This is a genomic window from Bifidobacterium tibiigranuli (genome assembly GCF_022655035.1).
Taxonomy (GTDB): domain Bacteria; phylum Actinomycetota; class Actinomycetes; order Actinomycetales; family Bifidobacteriaceae; genus Bifidobacterium; species Bifidobacterium tibiigranuli_A.
Window position 1 is genome coordinate 90,994 of the sequence record NZ_JALCUA010000005.1, and the last position, 24,560, is coordinate 115,553.

Here is a 24,560-nt window from a genome sequence, read left to right on the forward strand (position 1 = left end):
ATATGGGCTGTTTTGCGTGACGTTTCTACTAGGATTGCGGGTTTCTCGGACTCTTGTCACGCAAACAGGCCGATTTGCGTGACAACAGTCCTAGTTACACGCATTGCAGCAGGGTAAGGCGGGAATGCGGTAGGTGCGCGACGATCGGCTACTTGGCCACAGCAAATTCTTGTGGCGACGAATCTGCTGTTTCGTCTGACACGCCGATACTGCCCTCTGCGCCGCCTGCGCTGTCGTCTGCGCTGTCTGCTTCCTGCCCTTCAAGCTGCGGCACGCGCACGCGCAGAGCCTTGCGATCCACATCGAAGCGGATGCGCTTGGTTTCGCCCACGATATCGCCATCGACCTGCGCAAGGGCTTTGCGCTCCAGCTCGATTTCAGCGCTGATGCCCTGAATCTGGTCGAGCGTTGAATTGGTCGAAAGCGGGCTTTGCCCGGGCTTGCCCACTACGGTCTGATGCAGTACATCTCCGAAGAGATTCGCCCAGCCGATGATGCCGCCCGAGGTGTCGATCAGCTCGAAATCAAGCAGACCATCGTCGTATACGGCTTCGGGCATCAGCGAGACTACGGGTATCTGCCCACAATTGCCTGCCATGAATGTGCGGAAGGCCACGCTTTTGGAACTGTGAATCTCCCCGTCCGCGCCGGTCATTGTGATGGTGCCTCGGTACTTGGGCGAGAACAGATGCCGGACAGCGCCGACGAAATAGGCCAGCCAGCTGATGCTCTTCTTCAGCTCCGGGTTGGTGTCGTCGATCATCAGCGCGTCAAAGCCGATGCCGGCAATGATCAGAAACGCGTGCTCACGTTCGTCTTCGGGGCGGTCGAGCATCGTGAGTCGGCCCATATCGACTTGCTGGGAGCCATGCGACGTGGCTACGGTGAGCGCCGCCTCGACGTCGTCAATCGGAATGCCCATATTGCGGGCGAACAAATTGCCGGTGCCGATAGGAATGATGCCCAGCGTGTGCTCGGTGCCGGATACCACGCTCGCCACCGTGCGCACCGTGCCGTCGCCGCCGACCGCGATAAGCACATCAGCGCCATGTTCCAGCGCCTCGAGTCCGCAGGCTCGCCCATCCTTGTCGAGCTGCGTGTCGATGAACTCGACCTGCATGAGCTTCTTGCGTTCGCAAAACTCCTGAATATGCTGGCGCAGCTCGGCGGCCTGCGGCTTGGAAGGATTGATGATGAAGGCGTAATGCACCCGATCCTTGTCACGCTGCTCGACGGCCTGCGTGACGCGATGCCGCCGATACGCCCGTATGCCAAGTATCGCCGCGACGATGAGGACGATAACGGCGGCGATGCTGGCGATGACGATGAGCGCAGTGGTGGACATACCTTTTATTGTGCGCTTGCATCGCGCAAAACGCTCTGCGCGAATAGTGACGTCAACGATTCCTGCACGAACACGCGCGAACTGGCGCGAACTTGCGTGGTGCAGACGTGGCGTCGGGCGTGCGGTGCCGAGCGTGGCATCGAGCCTACGGCGTGGTGCTCCGCGCCGCGTGTCGGCTTGCGGCATTACTCTGGGAGCCATGCTTGATATCCAATTCATACGCGATCATGCCGATATAGTGAAGGAGTCACAACGCAAACGCGGGGAATCCGTGGAGCTTGTGGACGAAGTGCTGGGGGCTGACGAGTCACGGCGGGCCTCGCTCAAGGAGTTCGAGGCCGCGCGCGCCGAGCAGAAGGCGCTCGGTCGCAAGGTCGCCGCAGCCAAGGGCGACGAGAAGGCGGCGCTCATCGCGCGTACCAAGGAACTGTCCGCAAGCGTGTCGCAGTACAAGACGGCATCCGACGAGGCGGCCGAGGCCTACACGAATGCGATGTGGAAGCTGTCGAACGTCGTCGAGCCGGAGGCGCCCGAAGGCGGCGAAGATGATTACGTCGTGGTCAAGAAGGTCGGCGATATCCGTGATTTCGCGGCCGAAGGCTTCGAGCCGAAGGATCACTTGGCGCTGGGGCTCGGTGTGGCCGGCATCGATATGCGCCGAGGCGCGAAGGTCTCCGGTTCGCGCTTCTACTTCCTGCGCGGCGCGGTTGCGCGCCTGCAGATCGCCATGCTGACGATGGCCGTCGACCAGGCTGAGTCCGAGGGCTTCACGCTGACCATCACGCCGACGCTGGTGCGCCCGGAGATCATGGCCGGAACCGGCTTCCTCAATTCGCACGCCGATGAGATCTACCGGCTTCGCGACCCCGACGACCAGTATTTGGTCGGCACATCCGAAGTGGCGCTCGCCGGCATGCACGAGAACGAGATTCTCGACCTGAGCAACGGCCCGCTGCGCTACGCAGGCTGGTCGAGCTGCTACCGGCGCGAGGCCGGGGCTGCGGGCAAGGACACGAGCGGTATCATCCGCGTGCACCAGTTCGACAAGGTCGAGATGTTCGTCTACTGCAAGCAGGAGGACTCGCGCGACATGCACATGCGCCTGCTCGCGATGGAGGAGGAGATGCTGCACAAGGTCGAAGTGCCTTACCGCACCATTGACACTGCTGCCGGCGACTTGGGCTCTTCTGCGGCCCGCAAGTTCGACAACGAAGCGTGGGTGCCGACGCAAGGCCGCTACCGCGAGCTGACCTCCACCTCGAACTGCACGGAATATCAGGCGCGGCGCTTGAATATCCGCGAACGGCTTGAGGACGGCTCGACCCGTTCGGTGTCCACGCTGAACGGCACGCTGGCTACCACGCGCTGGCTTGTCGCGATCATGGAGAACCACCAGCAGGCCGACGGCTCGATTGAGATTCCTGCCGCGATGCGCTCGTACATGGGTGGCCGCGAGGTTATCGAGCCGAGGGCGTGGGAGGCGTGAGACAAGTTGCCTGATGGCGACTTTCGACTCGGCATCGCAGAGTCGGGACGCGGCCTGACCTCGTGAGTCGCGCTTGCGTCTTCGTCTTCGGCCTAGCCCGATGTCGGTTTCGTCGGTTATAGTTACAGCTTGTGCCTCGCGTGCGAAGCACAATGGACAGGTGTCCGAGCGGCCGAAGGAGACGGTCTTGAAAACCGTTGTGGAGCAATCCACCGCGGGTTCGAATCCCGCCCTGTCCGCAATCGATGTCTTGCGGCATGTGTCATGCATGTCGCGGGACATTTGTCATTGTTGTGGTGGATTGAGTTGATTACGCCAGTAGCCGGAAGCCCCTGCGCAATGCCCACGACAACCGTTCGACATCTGGGCGTGCGACCATACGGGTATGTCGATTACCATTGGTCAGCTGCTTGCCGTGCCGGAACTCAAGCTCCGCCTCGTTCACGACGGCGGGTGCAACGGCACGGAAAGCATCGTGTGGGTGCATGCCACCGACGTGGTCAATGCCGCTGAATTCTCGGAACCCGGCGAGGTGCTGCTGACGTGCTCGACCAACTTTCCGCTGGAAGACATGAGCAATGCTAACGATCTGTCGTTGCTGCGGCGTGATCGACGCAAGCTCCGGCTGTCGTCCTCGTTCAAGGACGCCGAGAGTGCCAAGGAGGCCTACGACGAGCTGTGGATGCATTACGTATCCAGCCTGAGTCGGGCTGGCGTCATGGCAATCGGCTTCGGCGTCAGGATGAAGCACCCGGTCATTCCTCAGGCCTGCATCGATGCGGTCAAACAGCATAATATGCTGCTGTTCGAGGTTCCCGAGGAGATCAATTTCTCGCAGATCGCCAAAACAGTGATCCGCAGCCAGGCCGAAGAGAGTGAAAACGTGCAGCGCGTCATGTACTCGGCGCAGCGCGAGCTGTTCGAAGCCTCGAATGACAGGAATCCCATCGAGGCCGTAGTGAATCGGGCGGCGCTGCTCTCCTCGGGCTGGGCTGCCTTCATCGATACCGAAATGCGCATCATATCCATCTCCAACCAGTCGATGCGCAAGCGGGCCATGACGCTGGCGGCGCGCATGGGCAAGCAGAAAGAGCATGACGGGGATGCGGCCAAATCGCTGTTCGGCGTGGCGAGCGGCGCCATTCGCTATTGCGTATGCCTGATAGGGCAGAAAGGCCGCACCTTCGGCATGCTCGTCGTTTCCACTTCTCGAAGCGGTTCATACGGCGACATTTTCAGATCACTAGGCGTTGCCGCAGCGGACGCTCTGATGTGGAGCCTTCCGCAGCATATCGAACGCTTCCGCAGCGAAAGTAGGCTGCGCGCCATCGCGATGGGGGAGCTGCAGGCGGGCCGGGCGCAGTCCGCGGCATCCATCATGGGCCCGCTGTGGAAGTGGGCACCGTCGTACCCGGCGCGACTGTACTGCGTGGAGCCGTTCGGTGTGAGCAACGATATGGATTTCGCCACGATGTCGATCGAATCGGCATGCCCTGAATCAGTGTTCGGCGAATATGAGGACCGGCTGTGGATTCTGACGAGCAAAGACGGCTGCGATGCGGTCGAACGCTGGATCGAGGGCAGCGGAGCGCTTGATTCTGGCTATGCCGCAGTGCGCGGCCCGCGCTCCTTTCCCGGCGCGTTCAACAAGGCCGTGCAGAATCTGCTGCTGCACCGCGCCGGAAGCCGTGACTCGGTGCTGGACATCACGCCCCATGAGTTGGTGGACCCTGATCTCGCGCAAATGTATGCCGAGGAGCTGTTCGCGCCGCTGAAGGATGTTCCTGCTGCCGAAAGTCGCTCGTTGATGGCGACTTTGCGCGAGCTGATGCATGCTTCCTTCAACATCGGGACTGCGGCCAGCCGTTTGAAGGTGCATAGGCACACAGTGGAGAACCGTGTCGTGAAGCTGGAACGGCTGCTAGGGCTGGACTTCGCCGACGAGTCCGCCCGCGTGCGCCTGTGGATCGCCTATTCCTTCATTCGTGACGCGGAGCAGGCCTGAGTCGTTGCCGTTTGTCATCGTTGGTGGCCGAGCTGTCGATATCGGTGCAGGCGATGTGGTTGGCGTCGATAATGCTGCCAACAATTGTTGCCAACAAGAATGCCGTCACCGATAATGCTACCAACAAGGTTGTTGTCACCAACATGTTAATTTCATAACTTCATTCGGGTCACTGACATGTAACGCAGCGCTGTTTGCCAAACGAAGCAAGCAACCGCCGCAAGGCTGATAATACAGACGTTTTTAGGTCACCCCCCCCCTAATCGCTTTGTTACGGTGGTGATTGATAGGACATCGTATCCAATTTTGTGTTTCATATTGGCATATTTTCCATTGTCCAGCGCTCTTCGACGTCGGACAATGGCTACCATCAATGGTTATTCATCGCATGCAGTTCACATGAAATCCGTGAGTAATCCGTAGACAAGTCACACGAAATCCACTACATGGAGGGTACGCAGATGCCACAGCAGCTCGTAGAGACGTTCACGAAAGATATCGAAGATTCTGACGTTCAGTTCTCCGACTATAAGCAGTATCTCAGCCCGGCGCTGTCCAAGGCCACGGACTTGGTCGCGGAATCGGGCAAGGGCATGTACCTGACGGATGTGAACGGCAAGCGCTACATCGACTGGGTGCAGGGCATTGCAGTCAACGCCTTGGGCCATGCCCATCCCCGGGTCGTGCAGGCTGCGCAGGAGCAGATCGCGAAGCTGATCACGGCCAGCTTCAACGTCGTCAACTACCCGACCACCTTGAAGCTCGCCGAGCGCATCGCGCAAGTGACCCCAGGCGATCTCAATTCGATGCTCTTCGCCAACGGTGGGGCCGAGGCCACGGATGCCGCCATCAAGCTTGCTCGGGTCGTGACGGGCCGCCCTGCTGTTATCGCCTTCAAGGGCTCCTTCCATGGCAGGACTATAGGGGCGACCAGCATTACAGCGTCGAATTCCTTCTACCGCAAGGGCGTCGAGCCGCTGATGGGCGGCGTCTACTTCGCGCCCTACCCTTCCAAGGACCTATGCCCAGAAGGTTACGACGCCAAGCAGCGCGCGTCGTGGTGCCTGAGCGAGATCGAGAAGCTGTTCAAGTACTGCGTTTCCCCGGATGAAGTCGCCTGCATCTACGCAGAGCCATTGCAGGGCGAGGGCGGCTATGTGGTTCCCGACCCCAGTTTCCTGCAAGGGCTGCGCCAGATGTGCACGGAGCACGGCATCATGCTGGTCTTCGATGAGATTCAGTCGGGCTACGGCCGCACCGGCAAGATGTTCGCCAGCATGCATTCGCAGGTGGTGCCCGACATCATGACCGTGGGCAAGGCCATCGCCGGCGGCTTCCCGATGAGCGCGGTGATCTCGAGCGAAGAGCATATGAACCAGTGGCGCCCCGGCATGCACGGCGGCACCTTCGGCGGCAATCCGGTCGCTGGAGCCGCTGGGCTGGCGGTGCTGGACGAGTTCGAAGAACACCACATCGTCGATCACGCCGCGCAGCTCGGCGACTACTTCAAGTCCAAGCTCCTCGAATTGCAGCAGCAGTACTCCTTCATCGCGGATGTGCGTGGCCAAGGCATGATGCTCGCCATCGAGTTCGGCTCGAAGGGCAGCAAGAACGGCTCGGATCTTTTCGCCGAAGTCTCTGCCAAAGCGTTGGACGCCGGATTGCTGCTGCTGGGCTGCGGCGCCGACCACGACGCAATTCGCTTCGCCGCGCCGCTGAACTCCACCACGGAGGAGATTGACGAAGGCCTTGATGTGTTCGACGGGGTGCTGGCTTCGCTGTGAGCTCGCGTGCCATGTATTCGCTGCGACTTCTCCGCGACCGCATGACGATTTCAATTAAAACGCATGACGTAGTTTCATATCGTAGTCTCGTACGACACGGCATCGGTATACGCAGTGCCACGCGCCATAGCGTCATAGTCACCTAACGAAAAGCACCTAACGAAAGGCTAACCACCATGAAAGCTGCCGTCTACCACGGTAACCATACGATAAGTCTCGATGAGGTACCCGAGCCGACGATCAAGCATCCGACCGATGCGATTGTCGACATCGAGTACGCCGGAGTGTGCGGCTCGGACTTGTGGACCTACCGCGATCAGGGTGCTGCCGCTCCTAACCGCATCGGCCATGAATTCGTGGGCACTGTGCGCGAGGTCGGCAGCGAGGTTCGCTCCGTCAGACCCGGCGACTGGGTGATTGTGCCATTCCGTTACAGTGACGGGACGTGCGGCTACTGCCGCAAAGGCTTGGAGACGAGTTGCGTCAACGGCGGGTTCTGGGGGCGCGAGACTGCCGACGCCGGACAAGGCGAGGCGGCCTGCGTGCCCTTCGCCGATGGCACGCTGGTCAAGGCGCTGCCTGACGGTTCGCGGCCCGATGAGCGGCTGATCCCCAGCCTGTTGACATTGAGCGACGTGTTCACCACCGGATATCATGCGGCCGTAAGCGCCCATGTGAGCAAAGGCGACGTGGTGACGGTCGTCGGCGACGGCGCGGTAGGGTTGTGCGCAATCATGGCGGCGAAAATGCTGGGAGCAGGCTGTGTCATCAACGCCGGCAGCTCCCACGCGGACCGCAATGCCTTGGCACGGTCCTTCGGAGCCGACCAGATTATCACCGTGCGCGGTGACGAGGCTGTGGATGCCGTAACGAAGCTGACTAGCGGCGAAGGCAGCGACGTGGTGCTCGAATGCGTGGGATCTGCGCAGTCCTTCGACACCGCGCTGCGCATGTGCACGGCTGGCGGAACCGTGGGCTACGTAGGGCTGCCGCACGGCGTGGCCATCGATGCCGGGCTGCTGTTCCGTGGCAACATCACGGTTGCAGGCGGCATGTCACCAGCGCACCATTACATTGCTGACACCATGCCAGCCGTGCTTTCGGGCGAGATCAATCCCGGCATGGTGTACACCAAGCAGTACCCGCTGAGCGATATCGCGCTCGCCTACGACGACATGGACCATCGGCGCACCATCAAGCCGTTGATTCGCGTGCGGTAGGCTTTTTACTCCGATTCGTTGCTGTAGCAGCTGCAACGATACTGATCCGCCTGCAACACGCGCGGAATTTCATGCCCAATTGATGCCCTGTGGAAACTCGGCTGACACATATTTCCATAATGATAATCTCATGGCTATCACCGTTGAAGAATTACTCGCCGACTCCTCGCTCAACCTCACACTGATCCATGGAGCTGGGCGCGGCGCACTTGATCATAGAATTGTATGGTGCCATCCGACGGAGGTGCTCGACGCGGCATGGTCCGAGCCGGGAGAGATTCTTATCACCTGTGGAATGAACATCCCCTTCGAACATGATGATTCATCGGAAGAGCGCCTGCTGCTGAGAAAGGCGCTGAAAGCCTTCGGACTCTCTCCGCGGCATAATGATGCCGAGAAGTCCTATCAGGACATGTGGGACTGTTATATTTCGCAGCTCAGCCAGGCAGGTGTGCTCGCGTTTGGTTTCGGACTTGGCATCAAGCACCCGTCCACTCCCAAGGCCTTGATTGAAGCAGCGAAGAAAAACGACATGGTGCTGTTCGAAATCCCCTTGAATACCCCTTTTGCTTCCGTTTCCAAAGCCGTCTCCCAGTCCTTGACCAACGAAAACGACAACCTTACGCGCAGGACGTACGCAGCGCAGCGCAACGTCATTCATGCTTTATCCAGCCCCATGCCGATAGGCTCCGTTATCGACACTGTTTCTTCGCTAATCAACGGGTGCGTGGCATTCGTTGATACGTCTTCCAGTGCCGAAGGGGAAATTATCGCCATATCACACAAGGATTTTGAATCCCCAGCGCGAGCATGGGCGTTGAAAATGGCAAGGAAGCGTGAACGCAGCACGGAGCCTTGGCGAATCAAGACAATATTCGGCTTGGAAAACGACAGGGATTATTGCGTATGCGTTGTCCAGAATCCGCAGTTGCTCAGGCAGCCGCCCTTCGGGGTCATCGTGGCATCGATACCGCAGCTAGAGGAATCGGATATGTTTTTCCGCTCCATCGCCATGTCTGCGGCCGATGTGCTGGCCGTTACCCTTCCTCGGATTACGGTGAACGACGAACACATGAGACATCTTCGGTCCATAGCTATGGCAGGTCTCGCACAAGGGCAAAGCCATCTCGCGTTGCTGATGGCGCATGAGCTGTGGTCCATGATTCCGTCTCCGCCACTTGTCCTTATATGCCTAGACGGCGAGAAGTCGGCGTTGGAACATCATTATGCAATGCTGTCGGCGGCCGAGAAGGGCGGCAAAACAAAAAGCAATTTTGTATTTGGCGAATACGGCGGCAGATTATGGGTAGTAGCGGCCGAAGATGACCGTGACATGCTTGCACGGATGCTTGATAGGGAGAAGAATCTCAAATACGGCATGATGCCTTCCAGTGCTTGGGAATCTCTGGATGAGTCCTTCCCTGAGGCGATTCAGGACATGAACATGAGGAAGATCAGACAAGATGGGAGATCAGTGGTTGATATGTCTCCGCACGAGCTGGTATTGCCGCAGCTGGCCTCAGCTTACGCTTTTGAGCTGTTTCGTCCTCTACAGGAGCTTCCCGCAGATGAGTCGGAGTTGCTTATGAAAACGATTCGCGAGGTGGTGTCCTGTTCGTTCAATGTGGGGCTGAGTGCGCGTCGGCTCGATGTGCATCGGCATACCATCGAAAATCGCATCGCCAAGGTGGAACAGCTGATTGGCCTGGATCTCTCGCTGGAATCAGATCGCGTGAAAATCTACATCGCGCTCGCGTTCATTCGCAATGCGATGTGACGACAAGACATGGCAGAGCAAAAGGCAGCGCGAGGTAAATTCTACGTTATCTGTTCTGTATCGCTTCGTGATTAAAGATGTGAAGGCCTGATATTTTCAAACGGCAAATATACGATGGCCATGCCAATCGCAACAGTCGTTTTTGTGAGCTTTCGCATTGGCATAATGGTGTGTTACCAATAATGAATAACCGGATAATGTATCCAAGCTAATTCGATTCAATGGACTAATGGATATTGTCCAAGAACTCTTCGCTGAGGCATAGTCGTTGCAAGATTTCAAATATTCCAGATATGGAAAGAGCTTTTTTATGACAACGACAAAAGCCGATGAAACCATCAGTCTCAAGGATTACGAAGCATACCTCAGCCCTGCTGTCGCAAAGTCAACAGACCTTGTCGTGGATCACGCCTCTGGTCAATATCTCTGGGATGTGAATGGCAAACGCTACATCGACTGGGTTCAGGGTATTGCCGTGAACGCCCTTGGGCATGTCTATCCCAGTGTGGTGAATGCTGCGAAACAGCAGATCGAAAAGCTCATGACAGCCTCGTTCAATGTGGTGAGCTATCCCAGCACATTGAAACTTGCCATGCGAATCGCGCAAATCACTCCTGGGAATTTGAACACAGTGATGTTCTCCAACGGCGGGGCTGAAGCGACTGACGGCGCCATCAAATTGGCGCGCGTCGCCACGGGCCGCCCCGCCGTCATTGCATTCAAAGGTTCTTTCCATGGGCGCACAATGGGTGCCATCAGCATCACGGCATCAAACGCAGCTTATAGAAAAGGGCTGGAACCGATGATGGGCGGTGTGTACTTTGCGCCGTATCCGTCACGCGATTTGTGCCCAGAGGGATATGACTCCAAGCAGCGCGCCGATTGGTGCCTCGGCGAAATCAAGAAACTTTTCAAATATGTTGTCCTTCCGCAGGAGGTCGCATGCTTCTACGTGGAGCCGCTGCAGGGAGAAGGTGGGTACGTGGTGCCTGATCCGAGTTTCCTTAAAGGGCTTCGTGCGCTTGCTGATGAATATGGCATCATGTTGATCTTCGACGAGATACAGTCCGGCTACGGCCGTACCGGGAAAATGTTCGCAGGTGAGCATGCAGGCGTTATCCCTGACATCATGACTCTTGGAAAGGCTATTGCGGGCGGATTGGCCATGAGCGCTGTTGTGTCTACTCCTGAAATCATGGAGAAGTGGCGTCCTGGCATGCACGGCACCACTTTCGGGGCTAACCCTGTGGCGAGCGCGACCGGGCTTGCAGTTCTCGATGAATTCGAGAAGCAGCACATCGTAGAAAACAGCGCGACGGTCGGGGCCTTCTTCAAATCCAAGCTTGTGGAATTACAGGCAAAGTTCCCGTTTATTGCCGATGTGCGCGGGTTGGGCATGATGCTCGCCATCGAGTTTGGCACTGTGAAAGGAAAGACCGGAGCTGACATTTTCACAGAAGTCAGTGCAAAAGCTTTGGAGAAGGGACTTCTGCTGTTGGGATGCGGAGCTGACCATGACGCCATTCGGTTTGCCGCGCCTCTGAATTCAACGCAGGAAGACATCGAAGAAGGGCTTGCGATTTTCGAAGAGGTGCTTGCAACGGTGTAAGAGACGTACGCCTTAAACAATAAGAGTGCAGGAATGCATATGGAAGAAAGGGAGAACGATGGTTAGCTCAAAGTTGCTATACATTGGCAAGAGACTGCTGCTTCTCATACCTACGGTATGGGGATGTGCCACGCTGACGTTTTTCTTGATGAAGCTCACTCCTGGCGATCCTGCTGTGCAGGTATTAGGCCCTAAGGCCAGTGCGAAGGCTTTAGACGATCTTCGTCAAGCTTGGGGACTTAACGACCCTCTCTGGGAACAGTATCTGCGTTATCTTCAGCAACTGTGCACAGGTAATCTGGGCGTGTCGTATGCGGCTAAGGCACCTGTAGCGGAACTTCTCGCAACGAGAATTCCTGTGACTCTTGCCATCATGGTTCTCGCCGCCTTGTTTGCCATACTCATTTCATTGCCGTTATCGATTTGGGTCGCCACCTCATCGTCCAGGCTCATCGCGGGGACGGTGCGAGTTATCAATGCAATTTGCCAAGGAATGCCTACGTTCTTCGTAGGAGCCATTCTTATGCAGATTTTCTGCATCCAACTTGGCATATTCCCTATTGGCAGTGGTAGCGGGCAAATGAGCATCATGGCTTTGATATTGCCGTCATTGGCTGTTTCCATTACCATCGCACCAATTCTAAGCCGAAGCCTGATTCAGAGCCTTGAGGATTCGGTGCAATCGGAATATGTAAATTTTGCCAAGGCGAAAGGTCTGGCTCCGCGTCATGTTCTCTTTGCCTACGCGTTGCGCAACGGCTCGATTTCTGCTGTGTCGGTACTGGGCATCCAGATTGGATTCCTAGTTGGGGGCACCTTGGTCGTCGAAAACGTGTTCGCGGTTCCCGGTATCGGGCAGCTCATGATGGATTCCGTGCTGAAGCGTGATTTTCCTGTGGTGCAAAGCCTTACAGTCGTCTTCGGCATCATCGTGATACTCGTGTACCTGATAACTGATCTTGTGTATGGTGCGCTCGATCCTCGCGCCGAGCAGAAAGGTTGAGCAATCATGACTGAACCATCGAAAGCCACTGTAGCTGAAGCCAGCAAAGAATATGCTCGCATTCGCATTCCCGGTAAAAGACGACGTGGTGTGCTGAATGCGCAGATTATCATAGGATCGATTATTCTAGGCATTATCGTTGTAGCGGTTATTTTTGCGCCAATGATCGCGCCGCATGACCCGATTGCTCAGAATCTGAATCAGACCATGTTGGGCTCTTCGGCAGACCATCCGCTTGGCACAGATCAATTCGGGCGAGATCTCTGGTCTCGGCTGCTCTACGGAGGTCGCATCGACCTGTTGGTCTCAGTTATGGCTGTGCTGGCTCCCCTATGCATAGGGACGATACTCGGTTCTATTGCCGGATATGATTCTGGGTTCATCCCCTCCTTGATCATGCGAATCGCTGATCTCGTGTCGTCTTTTCCTTTCTATGTACTGGTAATCGTCTTGGTTTTTGTGCTGGGCAATGGTGGTATGAGCATCTTCATCGCCATCACTGCCGTCTCATGGGTTCCCTATACCCGTATCGCCCGAGGCGAGACGTTGATTTTGAGAGACCGTGAATTTATTGCTTCGTGCAAGGCCAGTGGCTTTTCGGATATCTGGGTGCTCTTCAAACACGTTATCCCGAATATCGCCTCGCAAGGCATCGTGTATGCGATGAGTGACGTTGTTATGAATTTGGGAATCATCGTCACATTAAGCTACTTCGGTCTTGGCATCGTTCCCCCGACCCCCGATTGGGGTCAAATGATGAATGATGGACAGCAGTTCTTGTCGGCTGGGAATTACGGACCCACTGTAATTCCCACGGTGATGATAGTGCTGATCAGCCTTGCACTCTCATTCATCGGCGATGGTCTCGCGAACACGTTGAAAGTGAGGAAGTGATGAGTACGTCAAATCCCCAGCAGCCTAACCTGAACCATGATTCGTATGCTTTGCAAATCAACAATCTGTGCATTGAAGTGGAATCTCGTGGAGAGAAGAGACTTGCCGTTGACAATGTGAACATCACCGTCAGCATGGGCGAATCCTACGGGCTCGTCGGAGAATCCGGTTCCGGCAAAAGCCTGACATTGCGGGCGGTGATGGGTCTACTCAATAAGGGAGCTCGCCTGGTTTCCGGCACTATCACCGTGTGCGGCAGGGAAGTCATCAACAGTGCAGCGCAGCAGTACGATTCCTCGCTGCGTGGCAGTGGCGTTTCTATGGTGTTTCAAGAACCGGCTGTAGCCCTTAACCCAATCATGAAAGTCGGTCACCAAATTATTGATTCGGTGCAGGAAAAAGAGCATCTGAGCAAAGCTGAGGCAAAGCGTCAGGCGATTGAGCTGATGGACAGAGTCGGCATCACGGATGCGAAAAATCGTTTCGACTCCTACCCCTTTGAGCTTTCCGGAGGCATGCGCCAGCGAGTGATGATTGCAGCGGCAATTGCGTGCAAACCCAAGGTACTGCTATGCGACGAGCCGACGACGGCTTTGGATGTGACAATTCAACAGCAGATTCTTCAGATTTTCGAAGAAATCAGAGAAGCTGGTACGGCCATACTCTATGTGACGCATGACTTAGCCGTGGTTTCGCAGCTATGCACTCAGTTGAGTGTGATCTATCAAGGGAAGATCGTAGAACATGGTCGCTTGCAAAATATCTTCGATGACCCCCAAGATGGCTACACCAAAAAACTGCTGAGTTCGACGCCCTATCTCAACGGATATATGCTGCAATATTCAGACAATGCAGTCAAGGACGAGGGAAGTGAACTATGACAGACAGCATACAGGCATCGTTTGCCAGCGCGCTGACGAATACCGGTTCGTCAGGCAGCAGTCTTCTGAAGGTAACGGATCTCACGGTGCAATTCGCTTCCAAGTCTCGCGGCAAAGAGGCATTCACGGCGGTTGACCATATCAGCATGCAAGCAGCAATGGGTGAGATTGTAGGTCTTGTCGGAGAGTCAGGATCCGGCAAATCCACGGTTGCGCGATGCATATGCGGCTTGAATGCTGAATACACGGGCGAGATAGTGTTTGACGGCAAAACACTGGGACGGAAACGAGAGCGCGAGCAGTGGCGCGAAATCCAAATGGTTTTCCAAGACCCTTTCGCCTCATTGGACCCGCGCCTTACTGTTCGCAAAATGTTGCGTGAAGTGATTCGATACCACAAAGTGGTTATGGTCACGCAGATTGACGAATACTGCAACTACCTGATGAAACTGGTTCGGTTGCCTTTGGAATATCTCGATGCTTTGCCAGGGGAGATGTCGGGCGGCCAACGCCAACGCGTGGCTATTTGCCGCGCCTTGGCCGTGCGACCGTGGTTGCTGATTGCTGATGAGGCTACTGCCGCATTGGATGTGTCGGTGCAGGCAGAGATCATAGCGTTGCTTATGCGGTTGCGCAGCGAGTTGGATTTGTCGATTCTGTTCATTTCGCATGATTTGAATGTTGTCAAAGCCATCTGTGATAGGACTTATGTCATTTATCACGGCAAATTCGTTGAAGAGGGGGCAACCAAAGATATTTTCGCCTCTCCGAAAAGCGATTACACCAAGACATTGCTGAACGCAGTGCCCAAGCTTTCCAGTGCATATATCGAACGGCTGGAAAGGAGGATCGAATAATTTCCTGCCGCCAGAGCACTGGCTGCAGTAATGATCAATAAAAAGAAACGAGGAGAAGTATCATGAGAAAGCATGTAATAATACGGCGCTTAGCCGCTTCTGTCATAGCTATGGGAACGTTATTGTCCGCTGCGGCCTGTGGCTCAGGCGGAGGGTCGGGCGCATCGAATGTCGCGCAGGATTTGGTTGTTGCCCGTTCTCTTGAAACTACGGACATGATGCCGGAGACAGCATATTCGAACGGCGATATCTGGGCCGTCCAGCAGGTGTTTGAATCGTTGACGAAAAATAAGGCCGACGCTTCTGGAATTGAGCCTGGGCTTGCCACGAAATGGACAAAGGCCGCCGATGGTCTTTCTTGGACATTCACACTTCGCAAAGGTGTCAAATTCTCAAACGGTCAGGAAGTGACCGCGAAAGATGTTAAATGGTCGCTCGATTTTGCGCGCGAACCGCGTGAGGATAAGCCTTGGCAGTTCTTATTGGACAATATCACCGGCGTTGATATAGTCGATGATTCCACTATTAAAGTGGACCTCAAACAACCCTGGGCTCCGCTTCCCTCAGATTTGGCCATTTTCGCCAGCGCGATAATGCCTGCGAACTTTGGTGGCAAAACTGAACAGGAGTTCCGCAATAATCCTATAGGTACTGGTCCTTATCAGCTTGACAGCTGGAAAAAGGGTGATTCCATCAAGTTCAAGAAGAATGTGAATTATTGGGATAAGGGCAAGCCCAAACTCAATACATTAACGTTCAAATACGTTCCAGATGCGAATACGCGAAAACAGATGGTGCAGAGCGGTCAGGCGCATGTCGATGAGTTCCCGACAGCTGTGTCGGTAGAGGCATTGAAAAAAACCAAAGGCGTCAGCGTGCAATCGTTCCCCTCCACCTCGCTGATTTGGGTGAATCTTAATAACCGCAAAAAGCCTTTGAATGATATACATGTGCGAAAGGCGATGTCATACGCAGTTGATAAGGCAGCCATAGTAAAGGCCGTGTATTATGGCACAGCTGAGGAAGCGAACACCATGCTCTCCAAGAATTTGATGGGCTACGATAAGAGCATCAAGAGTGAGTATTCGATGGATAAGGCAAAAGATGAGATGGCGAAATCCTCATCGCCTTCAGGCTTCAGCGTAACCATTCAAGTGCAGTCTGGCGATCCAGAAAAGTCTCAGATTGCGCAGATCCTGCAGAATTCATGGAAGAAACTCGGGATAGACGTCAAATTGCAGACACTTGATTCGACGACTATCTATTCCAACCGCAAGAAGGGTGATTTCGATATTGCAATGTTCGAAATGACCAATGACGTTTCCGATCCGGATGAGTGGATGCATTACATGTTCGCCAGTGATGCAAGCGTGAATTCTGGCTACGCGAACAGCACCGTCGATGATCTTATTGCGAAGGCGGCCTCTGACGATAATGTCGATAACCGCAAGAAGATGTATGCTCAGGTTCAGCAAATACTTGCGGAAGAGGCCCCCGAAATTCCTTTGGTCTACAAACCTGGTCTTTTCGTAGTGCGAGATGGGGTCGAGAACTTCAAGGTGACTACGCTCGGGCAATATGATCTGACTCAGACTCACCTCACACGCTGACGCGTATGTAATGATAGATGTGCAATTCCTATGCAATGTTCCCGGTTTGGTGAGACCCACGCTCATTCAGCTGGGGGCATTGCTTTGGATATTAGAAAGACAACGATGATGAATTCCCATCATAAGGGTCCTTATGCTGACGCTGGCAGTGGATGTAGGTCCTCCGTTTCCGCCGTCCCCTGCACGGATGACGCGAAAAAGTTTCCTTCCAATGAGATTGCTCCCGGTTCTCGAATCCTAATCATAGGCGGTACAAGCGGTATCGGATTGAGCGTCGTGGAAAGGTGCAGCTGCTATGGGGCGAGAACCGTGGTTATTGGCCGCAGCGCCGGCAGCAAAGAGCTCCCGCAGGGGGCAGAGGGTATCACGCTCGATATGTGCGAAGAGGATGCTTCGCATCAGCTGCGGCGCATAGTGGGCAAGGAGCTCGGTGGGCTGGACATACTGATCTACTGCGCGTCTTCGTTCTCGCGGAGCCGGATAGATCATATGAGCGATGAACAGTGGGATGAGATGTGGAATCTGAATGTGACGCGTTTCTTTCAGGTAGTGAGAGATTTGTCCGAAACGATGCAGAGTTCACGATATCCGCGGATTGTCGCGATTTCTTCAATCACCGGTCCTATCACTGGATTGCCTGCGATGAGCCACTATGGTGCAGCAAAATGCGCAATCGAGGGATTCGTGCGCACTGCGGCTCTGGAATTCGCAGAGACAAATAGCGGTATCACTATCAATGTAGTCAGGCCTGGGCTTATTCTCACCGAATCGTTGAAGCAGAGCTATGGCCCTGAACGTATTGATGCTATGAACCGGTTGATTCCCAGGAGAAGGCTTGGAACTCCTGAGGAGGTCGCTTCGGCTGTCTGCTATCTTGCCAGCCCGGCCGCATCATTCATCTCTGGCGCTTCGCTTGTGGTCGATGGTGCGCAGACGCTGGTCGAAAACCCATACGCGCCGTGATGCCAGATAATCCCGGAGTTTTCCTGCTTCCTTATGGAAGGCCAACCATTATGAACGATGCCGTTTGCTGTGGTGATAGCTTGGCGTCTCATTTTGACGCCGATTGCACAGTCGCCGTGCCCGCCTACGACGACATGGACCATCGACGTACCATCAAGCCGCTGATTCGTGTGCGGTAGGGAGTGCCAGCCATGCACGATTTCTCAGGATATGAGATGCTGCGCGTTCCTCATGACGCGGTTTCGGCGGGTGAGGCGTCCGAATTCGCAGAGTACTGGTATGGGTTGCATGATGTGGCGACCCGGCGCATCGCAACCGAGCGCGACGACACCTTTGCCGTAAGTCTGCGTGGTGAGGCAGAGCCGCGATATATCCTCAAATTCGAGCATCCTGCAGAATCGCGAGACAGTGTGTTGTTGCGCGCCCAGGCTTTGACGCTGCTGCAGGAGACGCAGCCGGATATACCTGCCACGCGGCTGATTCCCGCGCGTGGTGGGGAGCTGGTGACTCGCTTCGAGCAAAATGAAACTGTGCGTTGGACCACGCTTACGACCTTTCTTCATGGAGTCATGGTGTCGGCGTTGTCGGGGCCTCTGCCAAGGCCTTTGCTCGATGATATTGGTTTTCAACTCGCACAGATACAGTGTGCGCTTTCCGATATGTCGTATTGCGACACTCCGGGGCGTGTGCTGTGGGATATGCAGCTGCTGCCGCAGATAGCCGAGGATTTGCTGCCGATGCTTCATGAAGCCGAAAGCCGGCGTCGGGTGTCACAGGCAGTTGACGACTACATGATTGTCGCGCCGGTCGTTGAACAGCTTCCGGCAACACTGTGTCATGGCGATTTTCACCCCGGCAATTTAATGATCGATCCTGATGCTCCGCAGCGATTGTCAGGCATTCTAGATTTCGGTGATATGCATATGATGCCGCCTATATGCGATCTGGGCACATGCCTGTCGTATCTCATCGACGAGCGGTCATATCCGAATGACCCTTTGATGCCGTGTCGCGTTACGCTGGAAGGCTATGTGAAGGGCATTGGGTATGGCAATGGCCATAGTTTCGCCAATGCCTGGCAACTCGATCTTCTCCCATCGATTGTGGAGGCGAGAGGGGCTTTGGCGGTGCTGCTGCCGCTAATGACTGAACAGTTTTCGGGGGTGGATGCCGGTCATTATCTTACCGATCTGCAGCAGCGGATAAACAAGCTTCGGCTGGTGCAGGATCTTGGCCAGTTGGTAGCGGAAAGGCTTGGCATCGCGCGACAACGTAGCATGCTTGAACACAGCTCACAACACATAATCACACAACACGCAAGCTAAGGAGTTTATATGAGCACAATGCAGCTCGACAGTGCAGAAAACAACGCAAAAACCAAGCAAACCGGCAAAAAGGCGCTCGCCAACGGCTTCGACTTCTCCAAGGGCACGCAGGGCCTCGACGCCGATTCGGCTGCACTGATCGAACGGCGCAAGCGGGTGCTGGGCACGCTGGGGCCGTTGTTCTACAATCAGCCGATTCATGTCGTGCGCGGTCAGGGCGCTCATCTGTTCGACGCGCAAGGCAACGACTATCTCGACTGCTACAACAATGTCGCCTGCGTGGGCCATGCCAACGCCCATGTGCGCGAGGCGGTGGCCGACCAGCTGACCAGGCAGGACACGCATTCGCGCTATTTGCAGGACGAAGTGCTCGATTACGCCGAACGGCTGCTGGGCTACTTTCCGCAGACGCTCGACCATGTGAGCTTCACCAATTCCGGCTCCGAATCCAACGATCTGGCGCTGCGCATGGCCCGCGTTTACACCGGCAATCGCGGCGTGGTGGTCACGGCGAACGCCTATCACGGCATCACTGATCTCGTGGCTTCCATCTCGCCGAGTTTCGGCACCGGCATTCCGCTCGCGCCCTTCCTGGCGACGGTTGAAGTCGTGGACGTACTCAAGAATCCTGGTCCGGATGCCGAGGAAATACTGCTGGGCAGGTTCGAAGCGGCCTTCCGTCAACTGCATGACGCAGGATACGGCGTCAGCGCGGTGCTGCTCGACCAGATCTTCTCATCCGACGGCGTGCTGCCCGGTGCTCCTGGCTGGGTAGGCCGGATTGCGCAGACGACGCATGAGGCAGGCGGACTGCTGATTGCCGACGAAGTTCAGTCCGGTTTCGCCCGCACAGGCGACGCTTTCTGGGGTTTCCAACGGCACCATGCCGATGCCGATATCGTGACTATGGGCAAGCCGATGGGCAATGGCATCCCCGCCGGCGCCGTGGTATACAAGACTCCGATCGGCGATCACTTCGCCGAATGCACGAGGTATTTCAACACTTTCGGCGGCAATCCTGTGTCGATGCGTGCTGCCAGTGCCGTCCTTGACGAGATCGAACAGCGCGAACTGCTGCGGCATGCCGAAACGATCGGCGACCGCATCGCCGGCGAACTCGAATCATTGCTCGGTGATGCTCCCGGTTTCGGCGGCATTCGCCACGCTGGGCTGTTCATCGGCCTCGACATCACGTCCCGAGACAATAGCGGCCTGCCCGACCCCGCCGCCACGCAGCGCGTCGTCGACGAACTGCGCTCGCGCAAAGTCCTGATCTCCGCTTCCGGAGCCGACGCCAGCACCCTCAAGCTCCGTCCCCCGCTGGTCTTCTCCGACGCCGACGCAGACCGCCTGCTCGACGCCATGCAGCAGGTGAGATCTTTGGGCTTGCTGGGGTGATGGAGTGTTGCGAATGCATAGCGCGCGAAACTGATATGGAATCAAATAGCGCATAGAGAAATACGCTTGCCGGTCGCAAACCCTTATGTTTATACTATGTATAAACAAGATGAAATGGAGGCCGAATATGACTACCATGACCGTACGGAAATGGGGCAACAGCCAAGGTGTCAGGCTGAGCAGGACCCTGCTTGCGCAGACGGGTCTGCATGTGGGCGATGAGCTTGACGTTGAGATTCGCAACAATTCCATCGTCATATCTCCTAAGAGGCGGCGTGCTATCCATCCCAAGAATATCGACGCGCTTTTCGCCGGGTATGAAGGGGATTTCAAGTCAACTGAAGATGGCTTCGCCGGGGCCGTAGGCAGGGAGGCACTGTGACGCCGCGCTTTCGCTATGGGGATGTGCTCTGGATTGATCTGGATCCAGCCGCGGGGCATGAGCAAACTAAAAGAAGGCCGGTTGTAGTCATCAGCAATGATGCGTTCAACCGTCGCAGCGGGTTGACGATGGTTGTCCCGATATCACATACCGACAATCATTACCCGCTTCATATTGAGGTGGGTGCTGTGCCTGATGAACGCATGACTGGTGGGCGAATTCGTGGCTGGGCGCAGGCTGAGCAGCTCAAATCACTCGATTTAGAAGCACGGAATGCTATAAAAGTTTCGACTTTGGCTGACGATGCACTTACGCAAATCGTCGAAACGATTCTCGGCTGTCTGATACAGCCCGAGATGACGATTGTCAATTATTGATTTGCTCCTATGGCGGGACAAAGTCAAGCGATGAATGGCGTTGAGATGAGATTCGTGAATGAAGAACGAAGGAAACGATTAGCTATGATGGAGTGCACAAACTGTACACAGGTGGCTCAGTCTGCTTGGTTATTCGCGACTAAAGAATTTCGCACCGTATGAAACGAGTCACTGCGATGAATAATGTCATATGCCCCAACTTGGGCCTCGATCTCGCCTTCGAGCGCGAGCTGCTCGCGCAGTGGGGGATTGATGATCTCAATCTTATTGAGATCAACGATCCTAGGCCGCTCGATGCGCATGTCAACGAATACCAGGCTGTCGGCGCGCTGCTGACGTATGAGCCTGCCACTGCTGATGTTCTCGCGCGGTGCCCGAGCCTACGGATCATTTCCTTGGAAAGCATCGGCTACGACACGGTCGACATTCCCGCCGCCACCGCGCACGGCGTGCAGGTGACCAACGTGCCGGGGTACTGCCTAGAAGACGTGGCGCTGCATACGCTTGCGATGGTGCTCGACCTTACGCGGCAGATTACTTTCCAGGATCGGCAGGTGCGCGAAGGGCATTGGGACGCGCTGTCTGGGTATCCGATGCGCCGCATTGGCGGCCTCGTCTTCGGTCTGGTGTTCTTCGGCGGCATCGCCATGCGGCTGGCCGATATGCTCAAGCCCTTGGGATTCGATGTGCTGGTCTACGCGCCGCACGCCAGCGACGAGCTGCTGGCCGAACATGGATGCCGAAGGGCTGATGCGCTTGACGATCTGCTTGCCGAATCCGACTACGTGTCGTTGCATTGTCCGCTTATAACTGGCGTCACTGATAATCTCATCGGCGCTCGCGAGCTCGACATTATGAAGGACAGCGCGTTCCTTATCAATACTGCGCGCGGCGGGGTCATCAATCAACAGGCCCTCGTCGAAGCGCTAAGGCGGCATGCGATTCGCGCGGCCGCGCTCGATGTGGTCGAGGGTGAGGGAGCGGGCGTAGGCGAACTCGCCGAAATCGACAACTGCATCCTCACGCCTCATTCCGCCTTCCTAAGCGAGGACTCGTTCAACGAACTGCGCGAGCGAGCGCTGAAGCACCTCGTGCAGGCATTGTCCAAACATTCGGACGGGCACGTTGACGATCTGGTGAACTGACGCGTTGCGGCTGACGAGGCCCATATTGGAAAACGTACGCTGACGCGAGTTATCGTACGTTTTCCGATACGGTCTTCATTGCGGTGCGTGAAAACGTACGCTGCGAGGACGGAACATCGCAATCCCGCCCGCAGTCCCACTCGCACCACGCCAAATGCGATGGAACCGGGCACATCTGGCGCCGAGGTGTCGCTTGGTGCGTGGTCTTGGGTACGATGGTGACTTGCATTGTAGTCAGGAAACTTAAGGATAAGAGAGATACATGCCCAGGATGTTCGGCACCGATGGTGTGCGAGGTTTGGCAAATAGGGTTCTGACGGCGCGGCTGGCGCTTGACTTGGGCGATGCAGCGGTGCGCGTCCTCGGCGATCCCGACACCAGAGACGACCGGCCGGAAGGACGGCGTCGTGCGCTGGTCGGCCGCGACACGCGCGTTTCCGGCGATTTTCTCGCCTCGGCCCTGTCGGCTGGCATGAGCGCCGGCGGGTTCGACGTGATCGACGCCGGCATCATCCCCACCCCCGGCGTGGCGTTCCTCACCTCGGTGCTCAACGTCGAGATGGGCGCGGTGATTTCGGCCTCGCACAACCCGATGCCTGACAACGGCATCAAGTTCTTCGCGCGCGGCGGCTTCAAACTCGCCGACACCAAGGAAGACGAGATCGAAGCGCTGCTCGGGCAGAACTGGAACAGGCCGACTGGTGCCGGCGTGGGCCGCGTGAGCCATGACACCGCCACCGCCACCAACCTGTATATCGACCATCTGGTGGACACCATAGCGCCCATCGGCCCGGACAAGACGCAGCCCAAGCCGCTCAAGGGCCTGAAAATCGTGGCCGACTGCGCTAATGGCGCTGCTTCGGTCGTCGCGCCGGAAGCTCTGAGGAGGGCCGGCGCTGAGGTCATGGTCATCAACGCCTCGCCGGATGGCTACAACATCAATAAGAACGCCGGCTCGACTCACCCCGAGCAGTTGCAGGCCATGGTCAAGGCCTCGGATGCGGTGATGGGCGTCGCCTTCGATGGGGACGCCGACCGGTGCCTTGCCGTGGACGAAAACGGCGACATGGTTAATGGCGACCAGATCATGGGCATTCTCGCGCGCGCCAAGAAGCACGCGGGCAAGCTCAACCATGACACCCTGGTGGTCACGGTGATGAGCAATCTGGGGCTGAAGCTCGCCTTGGCCGATATGGGCATTGCAACCGTGCAGACCGGCGTCGGCGACCGCTACGTGCTTGAAGAGATGCTGCGCGGCGACTACTCGCTCGGCGGCGAGCAGTCCGGCCATGTCATTAATCGTGAATTCGCCACGACCGGCGACGGCACGCTCACCGCACTGACACTGTGCAACGAAGTGGCTTCCTCTGGGCGCAGCCTGCGCCAGTTGGCCGCTGACTTCCCGCAGCTGCCGCAGCAATTGGTCAACGTGCCCAATGTGGATAAGGGCGCGGTTTCCGGCAACGCCGCAGTGCAGGCTGCTGTCGAGCGCGAATCGAAGCTGCTGGGCGACACCGGGCGCGTGCTGCTGCGTCCCAGCGGTACCGAGCCGCTCGTGCGCGTGATGGCCGAAGCCGGGACGCAAGCCCAGGCAGACGAGGTCTGCGCACGTCTCGCTGCAGTGGTCGCCGAAGAACTGGCGTTGTGATGTTCGGGCGCAACGCGAAGGTCGACGTCGAACTCAACCGTGACGTCGAAGGGCTCCTGCACGAGGCGGGCAAGGACCGCATTCTGCCCATCGTGCAAATGGGGGAGCCGGTGCTGCGCCAGCCGTCCGGGCAATACGCGGGCCAGCTAAGCAAGCGCACGCTTGCCAAATTGCTCGATACCATGCGCGAGACCATGCTGGAAGCGCCCGGAGTCGGGCTGGCTGCGCCGCAGATCGGGCTGGGACTCGCCATCGCCGTAATCGAAGACCACCTGCGCGACGACGAGGACGATCCGCGCGAAATCGGCGAACTGCCGTTCCAGGTCATCATCAACCCGTCGTATGAGCCGGTCGGAGGCGAGACGCGGAGCTTCTACGAGGGCTGCCTGAGCTTCTCCGGCTATCAGGCCGTGCGTCGGCGTTGGCTCGACATCACCGCGCGTTGGCAGGACGAGGACGGCAAGCGCCATGAGGAACGCATGCATGGCTGGCCGGCCCGCATTTTCCAGCACGAAACCGACCATCTGAGCGGCGAAGTGTACATCGACAAGGCCGAAATCCGTTCCTTAAGCAGTGACGACAACCTCAGCGACTTCTGGGCCGAGGATCCGGTGCCGACCGAGGCTGCCGAAGAGCTTGGGTTTACGATTTAGCGAAGGTTTTTTTTGGGGGGGCTTGGCCTCTCTCGTGCATCACAACACAAGGCCCACTGCCCCTTTTGGGCCTCTAGCTCAGGATAATCGTCACGAAAAGGGCATCGGGGAAGAGGCTCTGCCCCTTTCGTGACGCTTGTTGCGGTTTGGCGTCACAAAAGGGGCATTATCCCTGGAATCCAACGATACGAACAAGGC

General features: G+C 56.6%; 21 protein-coding genes and 1 tRNA gene. 20 read left to right on the forward strand and 2 right to left on the reverse strand.

Annotated features, from left to right (window positions below; genetic code table 11):
- Positions 1 to 148: 148 nt before the first annotated feature.
- Positions 149 to 1,345: a diacylglycerol/lipid kinase family protein gene (locus LKK40_RS06825; protein WP_304310003.1), complete on the reverse strand. Its 1,197-nt coding sequence runs from the start codon at positions 1,343 to 1,345 to the stop codon at positions 149 to 151.
- 199 nt (positions 1,346 to 1,544) lie between these two features.
- Here LKK40_RS06825 and serS point away from each other — a divergent pair, with 199 nt between their 5' ends.
- The 3 genes from serS to LKK40_RS06840 all read left to right on the forward strand — a co-directional run bounded on the left by serS (position 1,545) and on the right by LKK40_RS06840 (position 4,836).
- Positions 1,545 to 2,831 (forward strand): serine--tRNA ligase, encoded by a 1,287-nt coding sequence (gene serS / locus LKK40_RS06830; protein ID WP_304310004.1) that lies wholly within the window; start codon positions 1,545 to 1,547, stop codon positions 2,829 to 2,831.
- Positions 2,832 to 2,985: 154 nt separating this feature from the next.
- Positions 2,986 to 3,070 (forward strand) — tRNA-Ser (locus LKK40_RS06835).
- Positions 3,071 to 3,216: 146 nt separating this feature from the next.
- Complete coding sequence (locus tag LKK40_RS06840) at positions 3,217 to 4,836, forward strand: helix-turn-helix domain-containing protein (RefSeq protein WP_304310005.1); 1,620 nt, start codon at positions 3,217 to 3,219, stop codon at positions 4,834 to 4,836.
- On the opposite strand, the gene LKK40_RS06845 is transcribed toward LKK40_RS06840, so the two are convergent.
- Positions 4,811 to 4,981, reverse strand: a complete 171-nt coding sequence (locus tag LKK40_RS06845; RefSeq protein WP_304310006.1) for a hypothetical protein — start codon at positions 4,979 to 4,981, stop codon at positions 4,811 to 4,813. The two genes, LKK40_RS06840 and LKK40_RS06845, sit on opposite strands and share 26 nt — an antisense overlap.
- A gap of 316 nt (positions 4,982 to 5,297) precedes the next feature.
- Between LKK40_RS06845 and LKK40_RS06850 the strand changes: the two genes are divergently transcribed.
- From LKK40_RS06850 to LKK40_RS06930, 17 genes are all read left to right on the forward strand, one after another.
- Complete coding sequence (locus LKK40_RS06850) at positions 5,298 to 6,620, forward strand: aspartate aminotransferase family protein (protein WP_304310007.1); 1,323 nt, start codon at positions 5,298 to 5,300, stop codon at positions 6,618 to 6,620.
- Positions 6,621 to 6,796: 176 nt separating this feature from the next.
- On the forward strand, positions 6,797 to 7,840 hold the full coding sequence (locus tag LKK40_RS06855) for a zinc-binding dehydrogenase (protein ID WP_304310008.1): 1,044 nt from the start codon (positions 6,797 to 6,799) through the stop codon (positions 7,838 to 7,840).
- Between the two features lie 130 nt (positions 7,841 to 7,970).
- Positions 7,971 to 9,617 (forward strand): PucR family transcriptional regulator, encoded by a 1,647-nt coding sequence (locus tag LKK40_RS06860; protein WP_304310009.1) that lies wholly within the window; start codon positions 7,971 to 7,973, stop codon positions 9,615 to 9,617.
- A 310-nt stretch (positions 9,618 to 9,927) separates the two neighbouring features.
- The gene (locus tag LKK40_RS06865) at positions 9,928 to 11,226 is read left to right on the forward strand and encodes an aspartate aminotransferase family protein (protein ID WP_304310010.1); all 1,299 of its coding nucleotides are present in this window, start codon (positions 9,928 to 9,930) and stop codon (positions 11,224 to 11,226) included.
- A 58-nt stretch (positions 11,227 to 11,284) separates the two neighbouring features.
- Positions 11,285 to 12,229, forward strand: coding sequence for an ABC transporter permease (locus LKK40_RS06870; protein ID WP_304310011.1), 945 nt, complete (start codon positions 11,285 to 11,287; stop codon positions 12,227 to 12,229).
- 6 nt (positions 12,230 to 12,235) lie between these two features.
- Positions 12,236 to 13,123: an ABC transporter permease gene (locus tag LKK40_RS06875; protein WP_304310012.1), complete on the forward strand. Its 888-nt coding sequence runs from the start codon at positions 12,236 to 12,238 to the stop codon at positions 13,121 to 13,123.
- A complete protein-coding gene (locus LKK40_RS06880; RefSeq protein WP_304310013.1) occupies positions 13,123 to 14,004 on the forward strand; it encodes an ABC transporter ATP-binding protein in 882 nt (293 codons plus the stop codon). The genes LKK40_RS06875 and LKK40_RS06880 overlap by 1 nt, the downstream gene beginning before the upstream one ends.
- Positions 14,001 to 14,861, forward strand: a complete 861-nt coding sequence (locus tag LKK40_RS06885; protein WP_304310014.1) for an ABC transporter ATP-binding protein — start codon at positions 14,001 to 14,003, stop codon at positions 14,859 to 14,861. Before LKK40_RS06880 ends, LKK40_RS06885 begins: the two co-directional genes overlap by 4 nt.
- A gap of 62 nt (positions 14,862 to 14,923) precedes the next feature.
- Positions 14,924 to 16,471, forward strand: coding sequence for an ABC transporter substrate-binding protein (locus LKK40_RS06890; protein WP_304310015.1), 1,548 nt, complete (start codon positions 14,924 to 14,926; stop codon positions 16,469 to 16,471).
- A 108-nt stretch (positions 16,472 to 16,579) separates the two neighbouring features.
- Complete coding sequence (locus LKK40_RS06895; RefSeq protein WP_304310045.1) at positions 16,580 to 17,434, forward strand: SDR family NAD(P)-dependent oxidoreductase; 855 nt, start codon at positions 16,580 to 16,582, stop codon at positions 17,432 to 17,434.
- Positions 17,435 to 17,625: 191 nt separating this feature from the next.
- Complete coding sequence (locus LKK40_RS06900; protein WP_304310016.1) at positions 17,626 to 18,759, forward strand: phosphotransferase; 1,134 nt, start codon at positions 17,626 to 17,628, stop codon at positions 18,757 to 18,759.
- A 9-nt stretch (positions 18,760 to 18,768) separates the two neighbouring features.
- Positions 18,769 to 20,157, forward strand: coding sequence for an aspartate aminotransferase family protein (locus LKK40_RS06905; RefSeq protein WP_304310017.1), 1,389 nt, complete (start codon positions 18,769 to 18,771; stop codon positions 20,155 to 20,157).
- Between the two features lie 127 nt (positions 20,158 to 20,284).
- The gene (locus LKK40_RS06910; protein WP_162000721.1) at positions 20,285 to 20,539 is read left to right on the forward strand and encodes an AbrB/MazE/SpoVT family DNA-binding domain-containing protein; all 255 of its coding nucleotides are present in this window, start codon (positions 20,285 to 20,287) and stop codon (positions 20,537 to 20,539) included.
- The gene (locus tag LKK40_RS06915; protein WP_304310018.1) at positions 20,536 to 20,916 is read left to right on the forward strand and encodes a type II toxin-antitoxin system PemK/MazF family toxin; all 381 of its coding nucleotides are present in this window, start codon (positions 20,536 to 20,538) and stop codon (positions 20,914 to 20,916) included. Before LKK40_RS06910 ends, LKK40_RS06915 begins: the two co-directional genes overlap by 4 nt.
- Positions 20,917 to 21,074: 158 nt before the next feature.
- On the forward strand, positions 21,075 to 22,061 hold the full coding sequence (locus LKK40_RS06920) for a C-terminal binding protein (protein WP_304310019.1): 987 nt from the start codon (positions 21,075 to 21,077) through the stop codon (positions 22,059 to 22,061).
- Positions 22,062 to 22,323: 262 nt separating this feature from the next.
- Positions 22,324 to 23,709, forward strand: coding sequence for a phosphoglucosamine mutase (gene glmM, locus LKK40_RS06925; protein ID WP_304310020.1), 1,386 nt, complete (start codon positions 22,324 to 22,326; stop codon positions 23,707 to 23,709).
- On the forward strand, positions 23,709 to 24,362 hold the full coding sequence (locus LKK40_RS06930) for a peptide deformylase (protein ID WP_304310021.1): 654 nt from the start codon (positions 23,709 to 23,711) through the stop codon (positions 24,360 to 24,362). The genes glmM and LKK40_RS06930 overlap by 1 nt, the downstream gene beginning before the upstream one ends.
- The last annotated feature ends 198 nt before the right edge of the window (positions 24,363 to 24,560 follow it).